Origin of the sequence: Aquidulcibacter paucihalophilus, from assembly GCA_030285985.1 — a bacterium.
GTDB lineage: Bacteria > Pseudomonadota > Alphaproteobacteria > Caulobacterales > Caulobacteraceae > Brevundimonas.
Genome location: CP127384.1, coordinates 1,926,566 through 1,945,119, shown reverse-complemented (window position 1 = coordinate 1,945,119; position 18,554 = coordinate 1,926,566). Strand labels below are relative to the sequence as shown.

The 18,554-nt window shown below is 67.7% G+C and carries 22 protein-coding genes; 20 read left to right on the top strand and 2 right to left on the bottom strand.

Features of this window, described 5'->3' with window-relative positions; all coding sequences use genetic code 11:
- Positions 1-137: 137 nt before the first annotated feature.
- From lipA to lpdA, 17 genes are all read left to right on the top strand, one after another.
- Complete coding sequence (lipA, locus tag KB221_09495; GenBank protein WIY68335.1) at positions 138-1,100, top strand: lipoyl synthase; 963 nt, start codon at positions 138-140, stop codon at positions 1,098-1,100.
- 7 nt (positions 1,101-1,107) lie between these two features.
- Complete coding sequence (locus KB221_09490) at positions 1,108-1,578, top strand: type II toxin-antitoxin system RatA family toxin (GenBank protein WIY68334.1); 471 nt, start codon at positions 1,108-1,110, stop codon at positions 1,576-1,578.
- A complete protein-coding gene (locus KB221_09485) occupies positions 1,575-2,687 on the top strand; it encodes an NAD(P)/FAD-dependent oxidoreductase (GenBank protein WIY68333.1) in 1,113 nt (370 codons plus the stop codon). Before KB221_09490 ends, KB221_09485 begins: the two co-directional genes overlap by 4 nt.
- Positions 2,680-3,210, top strand: a complete 531-nt coding sequence (locus tag KB221_09480; GenBank protein WIY68332.1) for a GNAT family N-acetyltransferase — start codon at positions 2,680-2,682, stop codon at positions 3,208-3,210. The genes KB221_09485 and KB221_09480 overlap by 8 nt, the downstream gene beginning before the upstream one ends.
- Complete coding sequence (locus tag KB221_09475; protein WIY68331.1) at positions 3,197-3,742, top strand: GNAT family N-acetyltransferase; 546 nt, start codon at positions 3,197-3,199, stop codon at positions 3,740-3,742. Before KB221_09480 ends, KB221_09475 begins: the two co-directional genes overlap by 14 nt.
- Before the next feature lie 110 nt (positions 3,743-3,852).
- The gene (gene rpmF / locus KB221_09470; GenBank protein WIY68330.1) at positions 3,853-4,035 is read left to right on the top strand and encodes a 50S ribosomal protein L32; all 183 of its coding nucleotides are present in this window, start codon (positions 3,853-3,855) and stop codon (positions 4,033-4,035) included.
- A 134-nt stretch (positions 4,036-4,169) separates the two neighbouring features.
- Positions 4,170-4,766 (top strand): hypothetical protein, encoded by a 597-nt coding sequence (locus KB221_09465; protein WIY68329.1) that lies wholly within the window; start codon positions 4,170-4,172, stop codon positions 4,764-4,766.
- A 63-nt stretch (positions 4,767-4,829) separates the two neighbouring features.
- Positions 4,830-6,110 carry a phosphopyruvate hydratase gene (gene eno, locus KB221_09460; GenBank protein ID WIY68328.1) on the top strand — a complete coding sequence of 427 codons (1,281 nt, stop codon included), beginning with the start codon at positions 4,830-4,832 and terminating at the stop codon, positions 6,108-6,110.
- 182 nt (positions 6,111-6,292) lie between these two features.
- Positions 6,293-7,111, top strand: a complete 819-nt coding sequence (locus KB221_09455) for an AraC family transcriptional regulator (protein WIY68327.1) — start codon at positions 6,293-6,295, stop codon at positions 7,109-7,111.
- A gap of 80 nt (positions 7,112-7,191) precedes the next feature.
- Positions 7,192-7,671, top strand: coding sequence for a nuclear transport factor 2 family protein (locus KB221_09450; GenBank protein ID WIY68326.1), 480 nt, complete (start codon positions 7,192-7,194; stop codon positions 7,669-7,671).
- Positions 7,672-7,833: 162 nt separating this feature from the next.
- Positions 7,834-8,163, top strand: a complete 330-nt coding sequence (locus tag KB221_09445) for a septum formation initiator family protein (GenBank protein WIY68325.1) — start codon at positions 7,834-7,836, stop codon at positions 8,161-8,163.
- A 197-nt stretch (positions 8,164-8,360) separates the two neighbouring features.
- A complete protein-coding gene (gene pdhA, locus KB221_09440) occupies positions 8,361-9,386 on the top strand; it encodes a pyruvate dehydrogenase (acetyl-transferring) E1 component subunit alpha (GenBank protein WIY68324.1) in 1,026 nt (341 codons plus the stop codon).
- On the top strand, positions 9,383-10,717 hold the full coding sequence (locus KB221_09435) for a pyruvate dehydrogenase complex E1 component subunit beta (protein WIY68323.1): 1,335 nt from the start codon (positions 9,383-9,385) through the stop codon (positions 10,715-10,717). Before pdhA ends, KB221_09435 begins: the two co-directional genes overlap by 4 nt.
- A complete protein-coding gene (locus KB221_09430) occupies positions 10,714-11,025 on the top strand; it encodes a DUF5076 domain-containing protein (protein ID WIY68322.1) in 312 nt (103 codons plus the stop codon). The genes KB221_09435 and KB221_09430 overlap by 4 nt, the downstream gene beginning before the upstream one ends.
- Positions 11,022-12,299 carry a pyruvate dehydrogenase complex dihydrolipoamide acetyltransferase gene (locus KB221_09425; protein ID WIY68321.1) on the top strand — a complete coding sequence of 426 codons (1,278 nt, stop codon included), beginning with the start codon at positions 11,022-11,024 and terminating at the stop codon, positions 12,297-12,299. Before KB221_09430 ends, KB221_09425 begins: the two co-directional genes overlap by 4 nt.
- Positions 12,300-12,312: 13 nt before the next feature.
- Positions 12,313-12,792 (top strand): glutathione peroxidase, encoded by a 480-nt coding sequence (locus tag KB221_09420; GenBank protein WIY68320.1) that lies wholly within the window; start codon positions 12,313-12,315, stop codon positions 12,790-12,792.
- A 1-nt stretch (position 12,793) separates the two neighbouring features.
- Complete coding sequence (gene lpdA, locus KB221_09415; protein WIY68319.1) at positions 12,794-14,215, top strand: dihydrolipoyl dehydrogenase; 1,422 nt, start codon at positions 12,794-12,796, stop codon at positions 14,213-14,215.
- A 45-nt stretch (positions 14,216-14,260) separates the two neighbouring features.
- On the opposite strand, the gene KB221_09410 is transcribed toward lpdA, so the two are convergent.
- Complete coding sequence (locus KB221_09410) at positions 14,261-16,045, bottom strand: acyl-CoA dehydrogenase (protein ID WIY70899.1); 1,785 nt, start codon at positions 16,043-16,045, stop codon at positions 14,261-14,263.
- A 124-nt stretch (positions 16,046-16,169) separates the two neighbouring features.
- Here KB221_09410 and KB221_09405 point away from each other — a divergent pair, with 124 nt between their 5' ends.
- The 3 genes from KB221_09405 to KB221_09395 are packed head-to-tail and all read left to right on the top strand — an operon-like array spanning position 16,170 to position 18,192.
- Positions 16,170-16,724, top strand: coding sequence for a cytochrome b (locus KB221_09405; GenBank protein ID WIY68318.1), 555 nt, complete (start codon positions 16,170-16,172; stop codon positions 16,722-16,724).
- Entirely contained in the window at positions 16,703-17,278 is a 576-nt protein-coding gene (locus tag KB221_09400; protein ID WIY68317.1) for a YceI family protein, read from the top strand. The genes KB221_09405 and KB221_09400 overlap by 22 nt, the downstream gene beginning before the upstream one ends.
- On the top strand, positions 17,275-18,192 hold the full coding sequence (locus tag KB221_09395) for an L-threonylcarbamoyladenylate synthase (protein WIY70898.1): 918 nt from the start codon (positions 17,275-17,277) through the stop codon (positions 18,190-18,192). Before KB221_09400 ends, KB221_09395 begins: the two co-directional genes overlap by 4 nt.
- Here KB221_09395 and KB221_09390 read toward each other — a convergent pair.
- The gene (locus KB221_09390) at positions 18,189-18,551 is read right to left on the bottom strand and encodes a GNAT family N-acetyltransferase (GenBank protein WIY68316.1); all 363 of its coding nucleotides are present in this window, start codon (positions 18,549-18,551) and stop codon (positions 18,189-18,191) included. The two genes, KB221_09395 and KB221_09390, sit on opposite strands and share 4 nt — an antisense overlap.
- Between the last annotated feature and the right edge of the window lie 3 nt (positions 18,552-18,554).

The window sequence follows — 18,554 nt, the reverse complement described above, 5'->3', positions numbered from 1 at the left end:
ATGTTCAGCGGTCAGACTAGGGCGGCCGCGTCGCCTTGAAAAGGTGCGTTACCTCGCGTGAGGAGCCGGCCCGCCTTGCCTTCGCCCCGCGGAAGGACGACATAGCGGTTCCGCACCGCTCCGGAGCCCGCGTCGCCTTGGTTACGCTGATCAACACCCTGACGAAGACGCCGGCCGAACTGCGTCACCCCGAGAAGCAGAACCGGCCCGAGACGGCGGTGCTGAAGAAGCCCGACTGGCTGCGCGTCAAGGCGCCCGGCTCGGGCCAGTACAATGCCACCAAGGCCATCGTGAAGGACAAGGGCCTCGTCACCGTGTGTGAGGAGGCGGCCTGCCCGAACATCGGCGAGTGCTGGAGCCAGAAGCACGCCACCCTGATGATCATGGGCGACACCTGCACGCGGGCCTGCGCCTTCTGCAACGTCAAGACGGGCCTGCCCCAGCCGCTGGATCCGGAAGAGCCGGCCAAGGTCGGTCTGGCCGTGGCGCAGCTGGGCCTGAATCACGTCGTCATCACCAGCGTGGACCGGGATGACGTCTCCGACGGCGGCGCGGCCCATTTCGCGGAAGTGGTTCGCCAGATCCGCATCCAGGCGCCGAACACGACGATCGAGATCCTGACGCCCGACTTCCTGCGCAAGGACGGGGCGGCCGAGGTGATGATCGATGCGACCCCGGACGTCTTCAACCACAACCTCGAGACCGTGCCGCGGCTGTATCTGAAGATCCGGCCCGGAGCCCGCTACTTCCACAGCCTGCGCCTGCTGCAGATGGTCAAGGAACGCGACCCCAACCAGTTCACCAAGTCCGGCATCATGGTCGGCCTGGGCGAGACCCGCGAAGAGGTCATGCAGGTGATGGACGACATGCGCTCGGCCGGCGTCGACTTCATCACCATCGGCCAGTACCTCCAGCCGACCCGCAAACACGCCGCCATCGACCGCTTCGTCACCCCGGACGAGTTCAAGGCCTATGAGGCCATCGCCCGCGCCAAGGGCTTCCTGATGGTGTCGTCCTCGCCCCTGACCCGCAGCTCGCACCACGCCGGCGACGACTTCGCCCGGCTGAGGGCGGCGCGTTTGGCGCAGACCGGACGCTGAGCCGCGCTTGGCCGTCCACCGCGTCACCAAAATCCTGCCGTACACGCCGGCCCAGCTGGCCGGTCTGGTCGCCGATGTGCGCGCCTATCCCGAGTTCGTGCCCTGGGTGACCGCCATGCGGACCTGGAGCCCGCGCGAGGAGGGGGCCGGTGTCAGCCTGGTCGACGCCGAGGCGGCCGTGGGCTTCTCCTTCCTCAGGGAAAGGTTCTCGACCTGGGTGCGGCATGACCGGAACCGCGACATGGTCGAGGTCGGCCTGATCCGCGGGCCGTTCCGGCACCTCAAGAACCGCTGGGAATTCTTCCCCGATCCGGCCGGGACGCGGGTCGAGTTCATGATCGACTTCGCCTTCAAGTCGCGACTGCTCGACGGCATGCTGCACGCCAATTTCGACCGCGCCGTCAGCAAGCTGATGAGCTGTTTCGAGGCGCGGGCGGCGAAACTCTACGGACCCCAATCTTCCACGGCCAGGCGGTGAGCTTCGACTTCGACGCGACGGTGGTGGGGGCCGGCGCGGTCGGCCTGGCCTGCGGCCGGGCGCTGGCGAAGCGGGGCCTGTCGGTGCTGGTGCTGGAGAAGGAACCCCACATCGGTCAGGGCGTGTCCTCGCGCAATTCCGAGGTCATCCACGGCGGCCTCTATTATCCGACCGGTTCGCTGAAGGCACGGTTCTGCGTCGAGGGGCGGCGGGCGCTCTACGCCTTCCTCGACAGCCACAAGGTCGATTTCCGCAAATGCGGCAAACTGGTCGTGGCCACCGACGCGGCCGAGGTCGAGCGGATCGAGGCTATCTTCGTCCAGGCGACGGCCAACGGTGTCGAAGGACTGGAACATCTGACCGGCGCCCAGGCGCAGGCGCTGGAGCCGGGCCTGAACGCCCACGCCGCCATCCTGTCGCCCGAGAGCGGCGTCTTCGACAGTCACGGCTATATGCTGGCGTTGGAAGGCGAGATCGTTGAGGCGGGCGGTTCGGTGGTGGTCTCCACCCCGTTCGAACGGGCGCAGCCCTTGCCCGGCGGCGGCTTCACCCTCACAGCGGGCGGGGAGGGCGGGGCGACCCTGACCACCCGCCTCCTGGTCACCGTGCCGGGTCTCGCCGCGCAGGCCGTGGCGGCCCGGATCGAAGGCTATCCGGAAGACCGCATCCCGGCGGGGCATTTCGGCAAGGGGGTTTATTTCCGCCTGACCGGAAGGGCGCCGTTCGAGCGGCTGATCTATCCACCGCCCATCCACGGCGCGCTGGGCACCCACTATCGCAAGGACCTGGGCGGTCAGGCCGTGTTCGGGCCCGACCTCGTCTATGTCGAAACCGAAGACTATGCGGTCGACGCCGCCAAGGCCGCCGAGTTCGAGGGCTACATCCGCCGCTTCTGGCCCGGCCTTCCGGACGGTGCGCTCACCCCCGACTACGCCGGCATCCGGCCGAAACTGCACGGACCGGGCGAGCCGCAGCCGGACTTCCAGCTGCACGGCCGCGATCTTCATGGCCTCGACGGACTGGTCGCCCTGTTCGGCATTGAAAGCCCCGGTCTGACCAGCTCCCTTGCGATCGGCGAGGCGGTCAGCGAAATGCTGGCCCATGACTGAGATCACGATCCGTGACGCCGCTCCGGCGGATATTCCGGCCCTGCATGCCCTCATCGAGAGCGCCTATCGCGGCGAGTCCTCGCGCGCCGGCTGGACCACCGAGGCGGACTTGCTGGACGGCCAGCGCACCGATCCCGATGACCTCGCCGACATTCTGGCCGATCCGGCGCAGGCCCTGCTGACGGCCTGGCGCGACGATGAGCTGGTCGGCTGCATCCTGATTGCGGACCGCGGCGAAGGCATGGGCTATTTCGGCATGCTGTCTATCCGCCCGACGCTTCAGGGGGGCGGTCTGGGCCGCCGACTGGTCGAGGCCGCCCACGCTGCGCTGGCCGAACGCTTCGGTGCCCGTCGGGTGCGCATCTCGGTCCTCCCCCAGCGCGAGACCCTGATCGCCTGGTACCAACGGCTCGGATATCAACGGACGGGCGAGACCCTGCCGTTCCCTTATGGCAACCCGCGTTTCGGCCTGCCCAAACGTGACGACCTGTATTTCGTCGTCATGGAACATGGACTGGCCTGAGCCGGTGGAGATCCGCACGCCCCGCCTGATCCTGCGCTCCGCCCGGCCGGACGATCTGGAGGCCATGCACGCCGTGCTGTCGGACCCCCGTGCCACCCTCTGGTGGTCGGAGCCCCCGCACGAGACGCTGGACGAGAGCCGGACGTGGCTGGACGCCATGATCGCCAATGGCCCCGACCATCCCGACTTCGTCATCGAGCTGGACGGCCGGGTGATCGGCAAGGCGGGATTCTGGAGGTTGCCCGACGTCGGCTACATCCTGCATCCCGACTGCTGGGGGCAGGGGCTGGCGTCCGAGGCCGTGGGGGCGGCGGTCGACCATGTCTTCGGGACCCGGGACATCGAGACCCTGACCGCCGACGTCGACCCGGAGAACGCCGCCTCGATTCGCCTGCTGGAGCGGCTGGGGTTCGTCAGGACCGGCTTTGGCGAGCGCACCTGGAACGTCGGCGGCGTCTGGAAGGACAGCGTCTTCTACGCCGTGTCGCGGACGGATCGGGCTTCCGGGGCGACCGGACAAGCTCCCGCTTGAACTCCGGGCCGGGTTGAGGCATAAGCCCGCCCTCGCAGGCGGCTCTTTCGGGCCGCCGCTGTTGTTTTCGCGCCTCCGCCGGCGCCACCCTTGAGAAGATTGAGACGGACATGGCCGTTCCGAAGCGCAAAGTATCGCCCTCGCGTCGCAACATGCGCCGCTCGCACGACTCGCTGGGCTCCAACCCGCACGTCGAGGACAAGGACACGGGCGAGCTGCGCCGCTCGCACCACATCGACCTGAAGACCGGCACCTACCGCGGCCGCCAGGTCCTGACGCCCAAGGAAGACTAGGCCTTAGAACCTCCTCATCCCGGCCGACGGAGCGCGACGCGCGAAGGCCGGGCCGGGACGAAGCTGAATAACGGCGCGCGGTGCACCGCGCGCCGTTTTCGTGCGTTGTACCTCCCACCCAACGGAGTTGCGCCATGATCCGCCGCCTGATGCTCACCACCGCCGTCCTCGCGCTCGCCGCCTGCGGCGCGCCTGACACCGCTCCGGCCCCGGCCCCCGAGCCTGCGCCGGTCCCCGCGCCCGTCCCGGCCGCGAACGTGCTGACGTCCCAGGGCTTCGGGCCGCTCCGTATCGGCATGACCCGCGCCGAGGTCGAGACGGCCCTGGGGGCCGATTCCAGCCCCGGCTCGGTCGGTGGTCCTGACCCGGCCGCCTGCGACACCTTCCATCCGGCCCGCGCCCCGACGGGCCTGAGGGTCATGATTGAACAGGGCGTCCTGACCAGCATCTGGCTGGACCGGGGCGCGACCCTGAAGACGGACAAGGGCTTCGGCGTCGGCGATACGGCCACGGCGATCAAGGCCGCCTACGGCCCGACGGCGACCGCTACGCCGCACAAATATTCCGCCGCCCCGGCGGAATACATCACGACCTGGAGCGTCGGCGGCTCCGCCGGCTACGTCCAGAACCCCGCCGCGCGGGGCATCGCCTATCACATCGGCACGGACGGCACGGCCGAACACGTGGCCGCGGGCGGGCCGAGCATCCAGTACGTCGAAGGCTGCGCCTGACGGTTGGCGATTCTGCGGGGGTTGGGCTAAACCCCGCCCAGTCCCCGACAGAAGAGCACACCCATGACCGACATCGCCGACATCGTCGCCCGCCAGATCCTCGACAGCCGCGGCAATCCGACGGTCGAGGTGGATGTGATCCTCGATGACGGCAGCTTCGGCCGCGCCGCCGTGCCCTCGGGGGCCTCGACCGGCGCCCATGAGGCCGTGGAACTGCGCGACGGCGACAAGGACCTGTGGGGCGGCAAGGGCGTCGGCAAGGCCGTCGACAACGTCAACGGCGAGATCTTCGACGCCCTCAGCGGCATGGACGCCGAGGACCAGCGCCGCATCGACGAGGCCCTGATCGCCCTCGACGGCACCGAGAACAAGGGTCGGCTGGGCGCCAACGCCATCCTCGGCGTCAGCCTTGCCGTCGCCAAGGCCAGCGCCATCTCCTCCGGCCTGCCGCTGCACCGCTATCTGGGCGGCGTCTCGGCGCGCATCCTGCCGACCCCGATGATGAACATCATCAACGGCGGCGCCCATGCCGACAATCCGATCGACATCCAGGAGTTCATGATCCTGCCGACCGGGGCGGACAGCTTCTCCGAGGCCCTGCGCATGGGCTCGGAAATCTTCTACGCCCTGCGCAAGCAACTGAAGGACGCCGGACACAATACCAATGTCGGCGACGAGGGCGGCTTCGCCCCCAACCTGGCCTCGGCCGAAGAGGCCTTGAGCTTCATCACCCGCGCCGGTCAGGCCGCCGGCTATCTGGCGGGCGAGGACTTCCACCTCGGGCTCGATGTCGCGGCGACGGAGTTCTTCAAGGACGGCAAATACGTCATGGCCGGGGAGGGCAAGACGCTCGAGGCCGAGGCCATGGTCAACTACCTCGCCGACCTGTGCGAACGCTTCCCCATCGTTTCGATCGAGGACGGCTGCGCTGAGGATGATTTCGATGGCTGGCGGCTGCTGACCGAGCGTCTGGGCGACCGCTGCCAGATCGTCGGTGACGACCTGTTCGTCACCAACCCCGCGCGTCTGGCCGCCGGGATCGGCGAGGGGCTGGCCAACTCTATTCTGGTGAAAGTGAACCAGATCGGGACCTTGTCCGAAACTCTGGATGCTGTGGATATGGCGCACCGCGCCGGCTACACCGCTGTCATGAGCCACCGTTCGGGCGAGACCGAGGATTCGATCATCGCCGACCTCGCCGTCGCTACCAACTGCGGACAGATCAAGACGGGCTCGCTGGCCCGTTCGGATCGCACGGCCAAATACAACCAGCTGCTCCGCATTGAAGAGATGCTCGGTGACCAGGGGGCCTATTTCGGCGACGGCATGCTCCTGAACCGCTAGGCGGCTTTCGGGCGCTGTCTCCGCCGTCTCGCGGGATGGTGTGCGACCAAGGGCCATTCAGGCGCGACGAAAACCGGCGGATTCGGTAGACTATGCGTCACGGCGCGTTGTGGCCGTGGCGAGGTTTCGGGATGCACGCCTCCGAATCGACAGGTGAAGGGTGGGCGACCAGGCGGGAGGCCGTGAGTTACCGGCACACCCTGCATGACGGCGCGCTTGCGCGCGTCACAGACATCTGCGCCCCGGCGTCCGAGCCACCATCCGGCCATTCCGCCCAGTTTCAGATCGCCCTGCCGTACCATGGCCTGTTCGGCTTCCGGGTCGGCAGCCGCATGGGTCTGTTCGACGCCCAGCGCATGCTGTTCGTCACCGCCGGCCGCGACTATTCGGACAGCCATCCTGTCGAGGGGCTGGGGCACGCCACCCTGGTCCTGACGCCCGCGCCCGCCGTGCTCGAGGACCTTTGCGGCACAACGACGCCGAGGGATCACCCCGGCTTCCAGCGTGTCGGCCTGCCCACGACGGCCGGTATCCGCCTTCGTACGCAGGAGCTTCGCCGTCTCGGGCAGGACCAGCCGGACCCGCTGCGCGATGAGGAATCGGTGGTGGCGACCCTGGGCGAGGTCCTGACGGTCGGCTTTCGTGATCCGGTCAGCGCCATTCCGCGTGTCATAAATCGGGCGAAAGAAGTCCTGCACGCCTTTGGATTCGAACGGATGACCCTCGACCGGATCGCCCGGGAAGTCGGCGTCTCTCCGGTCTATCTGACCCAGGCCTTCACGCGCGCCGAGGGGCAGCCGCTGTATCGCTATCAACTGGGTCTTCGGCTGAACCGGGCGCTGGTCGAACTGCCCCACAGCAACGACATCACCGCCCTGGCCCTCGATCTCGGCTTTTCAAGCCACGCGCATTTCAGCACCGCCTTCAAGGCCAGCTTCGGACAGAGCCCGTCGCAGTACCGGGCCAATGCGCGCTCGCCGATTCACGCCCAGGCGGCCTGACCGTCCGACCATAAAATTCTGGAAGTCCGGATTCCTGCGAGTGCCTAGGTCTGATGCCCTCAAACCAGGGGAGTCGGGCCATGAGCCTTCGTTCAATTCTGATCAGCGGGATTTTGATGATTGCAGTCGATTGTGTCGGGTCCGCCGCCATGGCGCAGACGCCTGAGGAAGATCGCCGCACGGTCGCCGCGCTGGACATCGAGTATCAACTGGCGGTGAAGCACAATGATTTCGCCACGATGGACCGCATTCTTCACGAGGACTTCGTGCTGATGCTCGGCGATGGCCGGGCGATCACCCGCGAGGCGCTCTTCGCCAATGAACGGCAGACCACCTATGAGCAGCAGGACGAAGAACCGGGCACCCAGACCGTCCGGGTCTATGGCGATACGGCGATCGTGACCGCCAAGCTCTGGCTCAAGGGCGTCAACGGGCATGGACCGTTCGACCGGACGCTCTGGTTCAGCGACACCTATATCCGCACGGAGTCCGGCTGGCGCTACGCCTTCGCCCAGGCCTCCCTGCCGCTCACGCCGACGTCGACGTCCGGCGAGCAATAGGTCCGGGTCGGGTTCGGCGGCGGTGGCCCCGGCTGTCGCCGCTGAACGCCGGGGAGGGGGCTTCGTGTTTTTGGCGTAACCTCACGGCCAAGCTACGGTTCGTTAGGCATTTTCGATCAGACTCTCTCAATCTTGAGTCCACGCTCAGAAGGAGCGTTCCCAGTGCCTGAACGGATGAAGCCGTATTTCCCTTCCGCAATTCTGTTGCTGCTTGTCGTCTATCTGGGCGTACAGGCCCTGACGGGCCAGCGCGGCCTGCTGAGCGGCCATGAGCGCGATGCCCTGATGGTGAGGCGCGAAGCGCAGCTGGCCGGAATCATGGACCAGCGACGCGACCTCGAGGTTCGGGTCCGCTACCTGCGCACCGACAGTCTTTCGCGCGATCTGCTGGAAGAGCGTGCCCGGGCCGTCCTCGGCTTCGCTGATCCCCGCGACTACGTCATCCGCGTCTCGGCCCCGGTCGCGACAAACGGCTCCGCGCCCCGAGCCTGATCAGAGATCAGGCTCTGCCTGTATTCTCGAACGAAGACCTGAGGTCCGATGCGGGGCATCCGAACCGGTTTCGTTCGTGCGTGAACTTTCGTTACAGCTCGGCTTGAGCGCTTTGCCTTTCGGGAACGAAGGCTGCTAAAGCCCCTTTCCGTAACGACAAGAGGCCCTGCCGTGTGGGCCCAGCCGGGAGATGACGGATGGCGAAAGCCCCCGCCGCAAAGACTGCGTCCAAGAAGATTCCCAATGCGCCGTCGGCGTCAAAAGAGGACCTGCTTCGCTTCTATCGCGAGATGGTCCTCATCCGCCGTTTCGAGGAGCGCGCGGGCCAGCTTTACGGCATGGGCCTGATCGGCGGCTTCTGCCACCTTTACATCGGCCAGGAAGCCGTGGCGGTGGGCGTTCAGGAGAGCGTCAAACAGGGCCACGACAAGATCATCACCGGCTATCGCGACCACGGCCACATGCTGTGCGCCGGCATGGATCCGAAAGAGGTCATGGCCGAGCTGACCGGCCGTATCGGCGGCTCGTCCAAGGGCAAGGGCGGGTCGATGCACATGTTCGACACCGCCACGGGCTTCTACGGCGGCCACGGCATCGTGGGCGCGCAAGTGGCCCTGGGCACCGGCCTGGCCTTCGCCGGCCGCTACCGCGGCGATGACAGTGTGGCCTTCATCTATTTCGGCGACGGCGCGGCCAACCAGGGCCAGGTCTACGAGAGCTTCAACATGGCCCAGCTGTGGAAGCTGCCAGCCATCTACATCATCGAGAACAACCAGTACGCCATGGGCACGAGCATCGAGCGCTCGTCGTCCACGACCCAGCTCAGCGAGCGCGGCTCCAGCTTCGGCATCCCCGGCGAACAGGTCGACGGCATGGATGTGCTGGCGGTGCGCGAGGCGACGGCCCGCGCCGTCAAGCGCGCCCGTGAAGGCGGTGGGCCCTATATTCTCGAGATGAAGACCTATCGCTACCGTGGCCACTCCATGTCGGATCCGGCCAAATACCGGGCCAAGGAAGAGGTCGACGAGGTCAAGAAGACCCGCGACCCGATCGACCACGTCAAGATGCTGCTGGACCAGGCCGGCGCGACCGAGGACGACCTCAAGGCCATCGACGCCGAGATCAAGGCCATCGTCGCCGAAGCGGTGCAGTTTGCCCAGGAAAGCCCCGAGCCGGACCCGTCCGAGCTCTATACCGACGTCTATGTGGAGGCCTCGGCATGACCGACATTCTGATGCCGGCGCTGTCGCCCACGATGGAAGAGGGCACGCTGACCAAATGGCACATCAAGGCGGGTGACACCGTCTCGGCCGGCCAGGTCATCGCCGAGATCGAGACCGACAAGGCCACGATGGAAGTCGAGGCCGTCGACGAGGGCGAGGTCCTGGAAATTCTCGTGGCCGAAGGCTCCGAGAATGTGAAGGTCAATACGCCCATCGCCCGTCTGGCCGGTGAGGCCGGTGCCGCCGCGCCCGCGCCCAGGGCAGAGGCTCCGGCCGCCGCCGAAGCCGTTGCCGCGCCCCTGGCTTCAGCGCCTCGGGTCGAGTTGCACGACCCCGAAATCCCCGCCGGCACCCCCATGGTCAAAACGACCATGCGCGACGCCCTGCGCGACGCCATGGCCGAGGAGATGCGCCGCGACGAGAAGGTCTTCCTGATCGGCGAGGAGGTCGCCCAGTACCAGGGTGCCTACAAGGTCAGCCGCGAACTGCTGCAGGAGTTCGGCGACAAGCGCGTCGTCGACACCCCGATCACCGAGCATGGTTTTGCCGGTCTGGGCGTCGGTGCCGCCATGGCGGGCCTGAAGCCGATCGTCGAGTTCATGACGTTCAACTTCGCCATGCAGGCCATCGACCACATCATCAACTCGGCGGCCAAGACGCTCTACATGTCGGGCGGCCAGATCCGCGCCAGCATCGTCTTCCGCGGTCCGAACGGCGCCGCCAGCCGCGTCGGTGCCCAGCACAGCCAGGACTATTCCGCCTGGTACGCCAACGTCCCCGGCCTGAAGGTCATCGCGCCCTATGACGCGGCCGACGCCAAGGGGCTGATGAAGGCGGCCATCCGCGATCCCAACCCCGTCGTCTTCCTCGAGCACGAGATGATGTACGGGCTGGAGTTCGACGTGCCCGAAGGCGACTACGTCCTGCCGATCGGCAAGGCCAAGGTCCGCCGCGAGGGCACCGACGTCACCATCACGGCGCACAGCCGCATGGTCGGCTTTGCCCTGCAGGCCGCCGAGAAGCTGGCGGAGGAGGGCATCTCCTGCGAGGTCGTCGACCTGCGCACCCTGCGTCCGCTCGACCATGAGACGATCGTCGAGAGCGTCAAGAAGACCAGCCGTCTGGTCTCGGCCGAGGAAGGCTGGGGCCCGATGGGTGTCGGTGCCGAGGTCGTGGCCCGGGTGATCGAACACGCCTTCGACTACCTCGACGCCCCGCCGCTCCGTGTCCACCAGGAGGATGTGCCGCTGCCCTACGCCGCCAATCTGGAAGTCCTGTCGCTCCCGGGCGTGGACAAGATCATCAAGGCTGTCCGGGCGGTGATGGCATGAGCGAGTCCCCGGAATTCCAGCTGAAGACGCCCGCCAGCGTCGCCGCCGACGCCGAGGCGGTCGAAATCCTGCGCATCTGGTGGTCGAAGGGCGAGCCGGTCATGTCGATCAAGCCGGCCTTCAACGACCCGCGCCAGTTCGGCCAGGTCCTGGCCCTGGCGGCCCAGCACATGGCCCACGGCTACAACGTCCGGCATGGCCATGACGAAAAGCAGGCCTACAACAAGATTCTCGCCGGCATTTCCGATGTGCTGAACGGCCCTGACGTCGCGACCGTCGTCGAGGAACCGACCGGGAGCGTGCAATGACCGACATCCTGATGCCCGCCCTGTCGCCCACGATGGAAGAGGGCGTTCTGGCCAAATGGCACGTCAAGGTCGGCGACACCGTCAAGGCCGGCGACGTCATCGCCGAGATCGAGACCGACAAGGCGACCATGGAGGTCGAGGCCGTCGATGAGGGCCAGGTCACCGACATCCTCGTGGCCGAAGGGACCGAGGGCGTGAAGGTCAATACGCCGATCGCGCGCCTGAAGGACGAGGGCGGCGCCGCGGCCCCGGCTCCGAAGGCCGACGCTCCGAAGGCCGCCCCGAGCGCCGAACCCGCGAAGTCCGCGCCGGCTCAGACCGCCCCGGTTGCGGCAAAGGCACCCGCCGCGCCGGCCAGGGCCGACGGTGGCCGCGTCTTCGCCTCGCCGCTGGCCCGTCGTCTGGCGGCCCAGGGCAATATCGACCTGTCCGGGGTCAAGGGCACCGGCCCGCACGGCCGGATCGTCAAGCGCGATCTCGAAGGCGCTCCGATCGCTGCTGCGAAGCCGGCCGCCGCATCGGCCCCGACTGTCTCCGGCGAGCCCCGCAAGGTCCAGTCGCTGGCCCAGATGGGCATTCCGGACGGCAGCTATGACCTCGTCCCGCTGGACGGCATGCGCAAGGCCATCGCCCGGCGTCTGACGGACAGCTTCCGCGACGTGCCGCATTTCCCGCTGACCATCGACTGCCGCATCGACGGCCTGCTGGCCGCCCGCGCCAAGGTCAACGCCCTGCTCGAGAAGGACGGGGTCAAGGTCTCGGTCAATGACTTCGTCATCAAGGCCAGCGCCATGGCCCTGAAGGCCGTGCCGGAGGCCAACGCCAGCTATTCGCCCGAGGGCATCGCCATGCACCATCACGCCGATGTGGCGATGGCGGTGGCGATCGACGGCGGCCTGATCACGCCGATCATCCGCAAGGCCGAGACCAAGACCCTGTCGCAGATCGCAACGGAGTCGAAGGACCTCGCCAAACGCGCCCGCGACCGCAAGCTGAAGCCCGAGGAATTCCAGGGCGGCACCTTCTCGGTCTCCAACCTCGGCATGTTCGGCATCAAGGCCTTTGCCTCGATCATCAATGAACCGCAGGGCGCGATCATGAGCGTCGGCGCCGGTGAGCAACGGCCAGTCGTGGTCAACGGCCAGCTGGCGGTCGCCACTGTCATGACTGTCACCCTGACCTGCGATCACCGCGTGGTGGACGGCGCGATTGGCGCGAAATTCCTGCAGGTCTTCAAGGCGATGATCGAAGATCCTGTGACGATGCTGGCCTGATCGGAGACACGGTGTGACCTCGGTCTACGACTTTCGCGCCACGGCCATCGACGGCGCCGAGACGGCGCTGGAGCAGTATCGCGGCCAGGCCCTGCTGATCGTCAACACGGCCTCGAGATGCGGCTTCACCGGCCAGTACGCCGGCCTTGAGGCGCTGCACCGGCAGTATGCGGACAAGCCGTTCCAGGTGCTGGGTTTTCCCTGCAACCAGTTCGGTTCCCAGGAACCGGGCAAGGCCGCCGAGATCGCCAGCTTCTGCTCGACCACCTATGGCGTCGACTTCCCGATGTTCGACAAGGTCGAGGTCAACGGCCCCGACCGGCATCCGCTCTACGCCTGGCTGACCAGCCAGAAGAAGGGCTTCCTGGGCAGCCGCGACATCAAGTGGAACTTCACCAAATTCCTGACCGATCGAGAGGGCCGCGTGGTCGCGCGCTACGCCCCCCAGGTCGAACCCGAGGCCATCAAGGCCGATATCGAGAAGCTGATCTGACATGCCCACCCCTTCTCAATCTGCTGAATTCGACCTCATCGTCATCGGTTCGGGCCCCGGCGGCTATGTCGCCGCCATCCGCGCCAGCCAGCTGGGCCTGAAGGTCGCCATCGTCGAGCGCGAGAACCTGGGCGGCATCTGCCTCAACTGGGGCTGTATCCCGACCAAGGCGCTGCTGAAGTCCGGGGAGAAGTACGAAAGTCTTTCACACCTGAAGGATTACGGCCTCTCCGCGGACAAGGTCGGCTTCGACTTCGCCGCCATCATCGCCCGCTCGCGCGGCGTGGCGAAGCAGCTGAACTCGGGCGTCGGCTATCTGATGAAGAAGAACAAGATCGAGGTCATCGAAGGTTCGGCCAAACTCGAGAGGGGCACCGCCGCGCCCAAGGTCGTCATCGCCCTCAAGGCGGGCGGTTCGCGTACGGTTGAGGCCAAGGCGGTCATGCTGGCCGTCGGTGCCCGCGCCAAGGCCATTCCGCAGATCGGCCTCGAAGCCGACGGCGACCGCATCTGGGCCTATCGCGAGGCCATGGCGCCCAAGGCCATGCCTGCCTCCATCGTCGTCATCGGCTCCGGCGCCATCGGCATCGAGTTCGGCAGCTTCTATCGCGCCCTCGGTGCCGAGGTGACCGTGGTCGAGGCCGTCGACCGGATCATGCCGGTCGAGGACGAAGAGGTCTCGAAAGCCGCCCAGAAGTCGTTCGAGAAGCGCGGCATGAAATTCCGCACCGGCTGCAAGGTCACGAAGGTGTCGAAGGGCGGCAAGGGCGTCCAGGTGGCCATCGAGGCCGGCGGCAAGGCCGAGACGCTCGAGGCCGAGGTCTGCATCTCGGCGGTCGGCATCACCGCCAACACCGACGGCATCGGTCTGGAGGCGCTGGGCGTCAACATGGACCGCGGCCACATCACCATCGACGGCCACTGCCAGACCAATGTGAAGGGCCTTTATGCCATCGGCGACTGCGCCGGTGCGCCCTGGCTGGCGCACAAGGCCAGCCACGAAGGCATCCACGCCGCCGAATATATCGCCGGCTTCAAGACCCCCAATGTGAACTCGCCCATCGCCGGCTGTACCTATGCCCAGCCGCAGGTCGCCTCGGTCGGGGTCACCGAACAGGGCGCGCGCGAGGCGAAGCTGGACGTCAAGATCGGTCGCTTCCCCTTCAAGGTGAACGGCAAGGCCATCGCCTCGGGCGACACCGACGGCTTCGTGAAGACCATCTTCGACGCGAAGACCGGTGCCCTGATCGGGGCCCACATGATCGGCGCCGAGGTGACCGAGATGATCCAGGGCTATGTCACCGCCATTGCCATGGAAGCCACGGAAGAAGACATCCACGGCATCGTCTACCCGCACCCGACCATGTCCGAGGCCATGCATGAGGCGGCGCTGGACGCCTATGGGCGCGTGATCCACATCTGATGTAGCGCCCCTCCCGTCCCGTGAGGGGAGGGAGAGGATTGAGATCTAGCCCGCCAGCACGTCGGCGCTCATCCGCTCGAGCAGCGCCCCGCCCTGATGGACGGCGGCCATCCGGCTCGCCGCGCCGGCCAGAACATTGGCGGCATAGATTTCGTACAGGGTGATCTTGCCTTCGAGCCAGGCCGGGTCGCCCTGGCCGCCGTCCAGCTGGTCGCGCGCGTGGATCGCGCCCAGCGCCAGCATCCAGCCGCCCGCGACATCGCCGACCAGTTTCAGATAGGCATCGGCGGCCGCCAGCACGTCCGCGGCACCGTCGGCGGCGCCCTTGCGCTCCAGCAGCCATGCGGTGGCTGCCTCGACGGCTGCGACGCCCTCGGCGAACGTCTCCAGCGGCTTGCCGGAATAGAGGCGCGGCAACACCGCCAGCGTGGCCTTCATGTCGGCGATCAGGTCGTGCGCCGACTGGCCGCCGTCCTGCGACAGCTTGCGGCCCACCAGGTCGATGGCCTGGATGCCGTTGGTACCCTCATAGATCGGGGCGATGCGGGCGTCGCGATAGTGTTGGGCCGCGCCGGTCTCCTCGATGAAGCCCATGCCGCCGTGGATCTGGACCCCCATGGAGGCGACCTCGCAGCCGATGTCGGTCGACCATGCCTTGGCGACGGGGGTGAACAGGTCCTCGCGGCCCTTCCAGCGACGGCGATCCTCTTCGGTCGCGGCGTGTTTCGCCAGATCGGCGGCGACGCCGGTCGAGAGGCAGATGGCACGGGCCGCGGCGATCTTCGCCTTCATCACCGCCAGCATCCGGCGCACATCGGGATGGTCGACGATCGGGGCATTGGCCTCGCCGGTCCAGGCCGAACGGCCCTGCCGCCGGTCGCGGGCATAGGCGAGGGCGTGCTGATACGCCCGCTCGGCGATACCGACGCCCTGGACCCCGACGGCGAGGCGGGCGGCGTTCATCATGATGAACATGTGGGCCAGGCCCTGGTTGGGCTGGCCGACCAGTTCGGCGGTCGCGCCCTCAAAGGACATCACGCAGGTGGGGGAGGCGTGGATGCCCAGCTTGTGCTCGACCCCGACCGCGCGGAAGGCGTTCCGGGTGCCCAGCGAGCCGTCGTCGTTCAGCAGGAATTTCGACGCCAGGAACAGGCTGATCCCCTTGGGCCCCGCGGGCGCGTCGGGCAGGCGGGCCAGCACCAGGTGGACGATATTGTCCGTGGCGTCGTGGTCGCCCCAGGTGATGTAGATCTTCTGACCGCTCAGGCTGTAGGTCCCGTCGCCGTTCGGCGTCGCCGTACTGGTCAGGGCGCCCAGGTCGGAACCGGCCTGCGGTTCGGTCAGCACCATGGCGCCGGTCCACTCCCCACTGACCAGCTTCGAAAGGTAGATCTCCTTCTGCGACGGCGTGCCGTGGGCCTCCAGGGCCTCGATGGCGGCCAGCGACAGCATGGGACAGAGGCCGAAAGCCATGTTGGCGGCGTGCACCGTCTCATAGGCTGCCAGCTCCAGCGCCTTGGGCAGGTTCTGGCCGCCGGCATGGGCGGGCGCCGACAGGCCGGTCCAGCCGCCCTCGGCGAACTGGCGGTAGGCGTCTGCGAAACCCGGTGCCGCGGTCACGTTTCCGTCGGCCCAGAGCGAGCCCTTCTGGTCGCCGATCCGGTTCAGCGGGGCGAGCACGCCCTCGGAGAACTGCGCTGCCGCCTCGAGCACGGCACCCATCAGGTCGGCGTCATAGTCGGGAAAGGCACCGGTGGCCGCGACCTGGTCGATGCCCGCCACAGCCTGGAGGGTGAAGGCGAGATCACGGACGGGGGCGCGGTAGGTCATGGGAGAGCGGGCCTTGTTGGCGTTCTGATCCGCGTTCATGCCGCCTTGCCGCGACGGTATGCAAGCGGCCTTGGCGTCGGCGTCCGGCTGGTCCAGTCTGGGGCGTTCAATATGCCGAGGACCCATGGCCGAACCACGCAATCGCTATTCTGCCGTCTCGCTCATGCTGCACTGGCTGATCGCGGCGATGATTCTCGCCCAGGTGCTCCTGATAACCGCGCATGAGGCGACCGAGGGGCAGACGATCTCCCGCGAATTCGTCCAGATTCACAAGGCGCTGGGGCTGACCGTTCTGATCCTGACGCTGGTGCGGATCGGCTGGCGCTTCGCCAATCCCGCCCTGCCTCTGCCGGACGGCATGAAGCCCTGGGAGAAGGTCCTGGCCCGGGTGACGCACGTCCTGTTCTACATCCTGCTGATCGCCATGCCGCTGACCGGCTGGGCGGCGGTGTCCGCGACCGGGCGTGACCTCAGCATGTTTGGCCTGTTCAACTGGCCGCTGCTGCCGATCACCGGCGGCCGGGACGCCTTCCGCTCCATCATCGACATCCATGAGCTGGTGATGAAAGGCCTCTATGTCCTGATCGCCCTGCATGTCCTGGCCGCGCTGAAGCATCAGTTCGTCGACCGGGACAATGTCCTGCACCGGATGATCCCGTGGATTCCGCGCCGGTCGTGAGGCGCGTCGCCACCCTGATTGTCGCCGGTCTGGCCTTGCTGACCCTGACCGGGGCGGCGACCATCCCCTGGACGGTGGACCGCGACGCGTCGCGCATCGAGCTTTCGGTCCGGGCCTTCGGCGGCTCGCACAGCGGCCGGTTCGGGGACTGGCGGGGCGACATCGTCTTCGATCCGGCCGATCCGGACCGGACGCGCGCCACAGTGATCGTCCAGTCAGCCTCGCTGGCGATGTCACCGGCCGTCGCCTCGGCGCGCGCCACCAGCCCGGCCTTCCTCGATGCCGCCCGCTATCCGCAGATCCGCTTCGATCTGCAGTCTCTGGAGCCGCTCGGGGGCGACCGCTATACCGCGCGCGCCCGGGTGATGATGAAGGGGGTGACCCGGCCGGTCGCCTTTCCCGTGGACTTGCGCGTGACCGGCGACCGGGCGCATCTGGCGGGCGCATTCGTCCTGAATCGCGTGGATTTCGGCATAGGGACATCGGGGCCGTGGAACGGGCTGGTCGGACGACAGGTGACGGTGCGGGTGGCGCTTCAGGCGCAACGCGGCTGAACGTGTCCGACACCGAGGCCGCGCGCATCCTGGCCGATGGCCGCCTCGTCATCCTGCCGACCGAGACCGTCTACGGCCTGGGCGCTGACGCCGGAAACGCGACCGCCGTGGCCGCCATCTTCGAGGCCAAGGGCCGCCCCCGTTTCAATCCGCTCATCGCCCATGTCGCCGACGCCATCCAGGCCGAGGCCATCGCGGTATTCGACGCCCGGGCGCGGGCCCTGGGCGAGGCCTTCTGGCCCGGCCCCCTGACCATCGTGGCCCCGGTCCGGGATCGCGACCGGGTCTGCGACCTGGCCCGGGCGGGGCTGGACAGCGTCGCCGTCCGGGTGCCCGGCCACGCCCGTGCCCGCGCCGTCATCGCCGCCTTCGGCCGCCCGGTGGTCGCCCCCTCCGCCAATCGCTCGGGCCGCCCCAGCCCGACCACCTTCGCCGATGCCGTCGAGGAGACGGGGGCCTTCGCGGCGGCCGCGCTGGACGGCGGCGATTGCGCCGTGGGCGTCGAAAGCACCGTCGTCTCGGTGCTGGACGGTCGCGTCTCCCTGCTGCGTCCCGGCTCGGTCACCCGCGAGGAGATCGAGGCCGTCGTCGGCCCTCTGGACCGGGACGGGGAGGGGCATCGCTCCCCCGGCCGCATGGCCCTGCACTACGCGCCGGACGCGCCGGTGCGCATCGAGGCAGAAGCGACGCGGCCCGGCGAGATCCTGCTCGGCTTCGGTCCCGGCGTCGGCGATCCGCGCTGGAGCCTCAGCGCGACCGGCGACCTGCGCGAGGCGGCCGCCAACCTGTTCCGTCGGCTGCGGGAGGCGGATCGCGAGCGGCCGTCGGGGATTGCGGTGTCGCCGATACCGGCAAAGGGGCTGGGCGAGGCGATCAACGACCGTCTGCGGCGCGCGGCGGGGTATGTCGGTTAGGCCGGGCGGGACCGGACGAAGCGGAGTATCTCTCCGGCTTCGTCATCAGTTCTCGAACCGACCAGCCGGAACCCGTTGCGGATCATCACCTTCTGCGACGCCTCAAGCGCCGGCAGGGTCTCGCCGGCGATGGACATGACCCGACTGTCCCGAAAAGCCCTCGCCACCAGCAGGCCGGTGGCGGCACTGCCGTATCCCTTGCGCTGCTCGGCTTCGATCACCGAATAGCCGATCTCCACCGCCCCCATGGCGTCCGGGGGGCCGTTGTAGCCACAGATGCCGACCAACCGGGCGTCGGCCAGAATGTACCAGGATCCGCAGCCGGGTTCGTCAGGATGGGCGAGCAGGAGCGCTCGCATCCA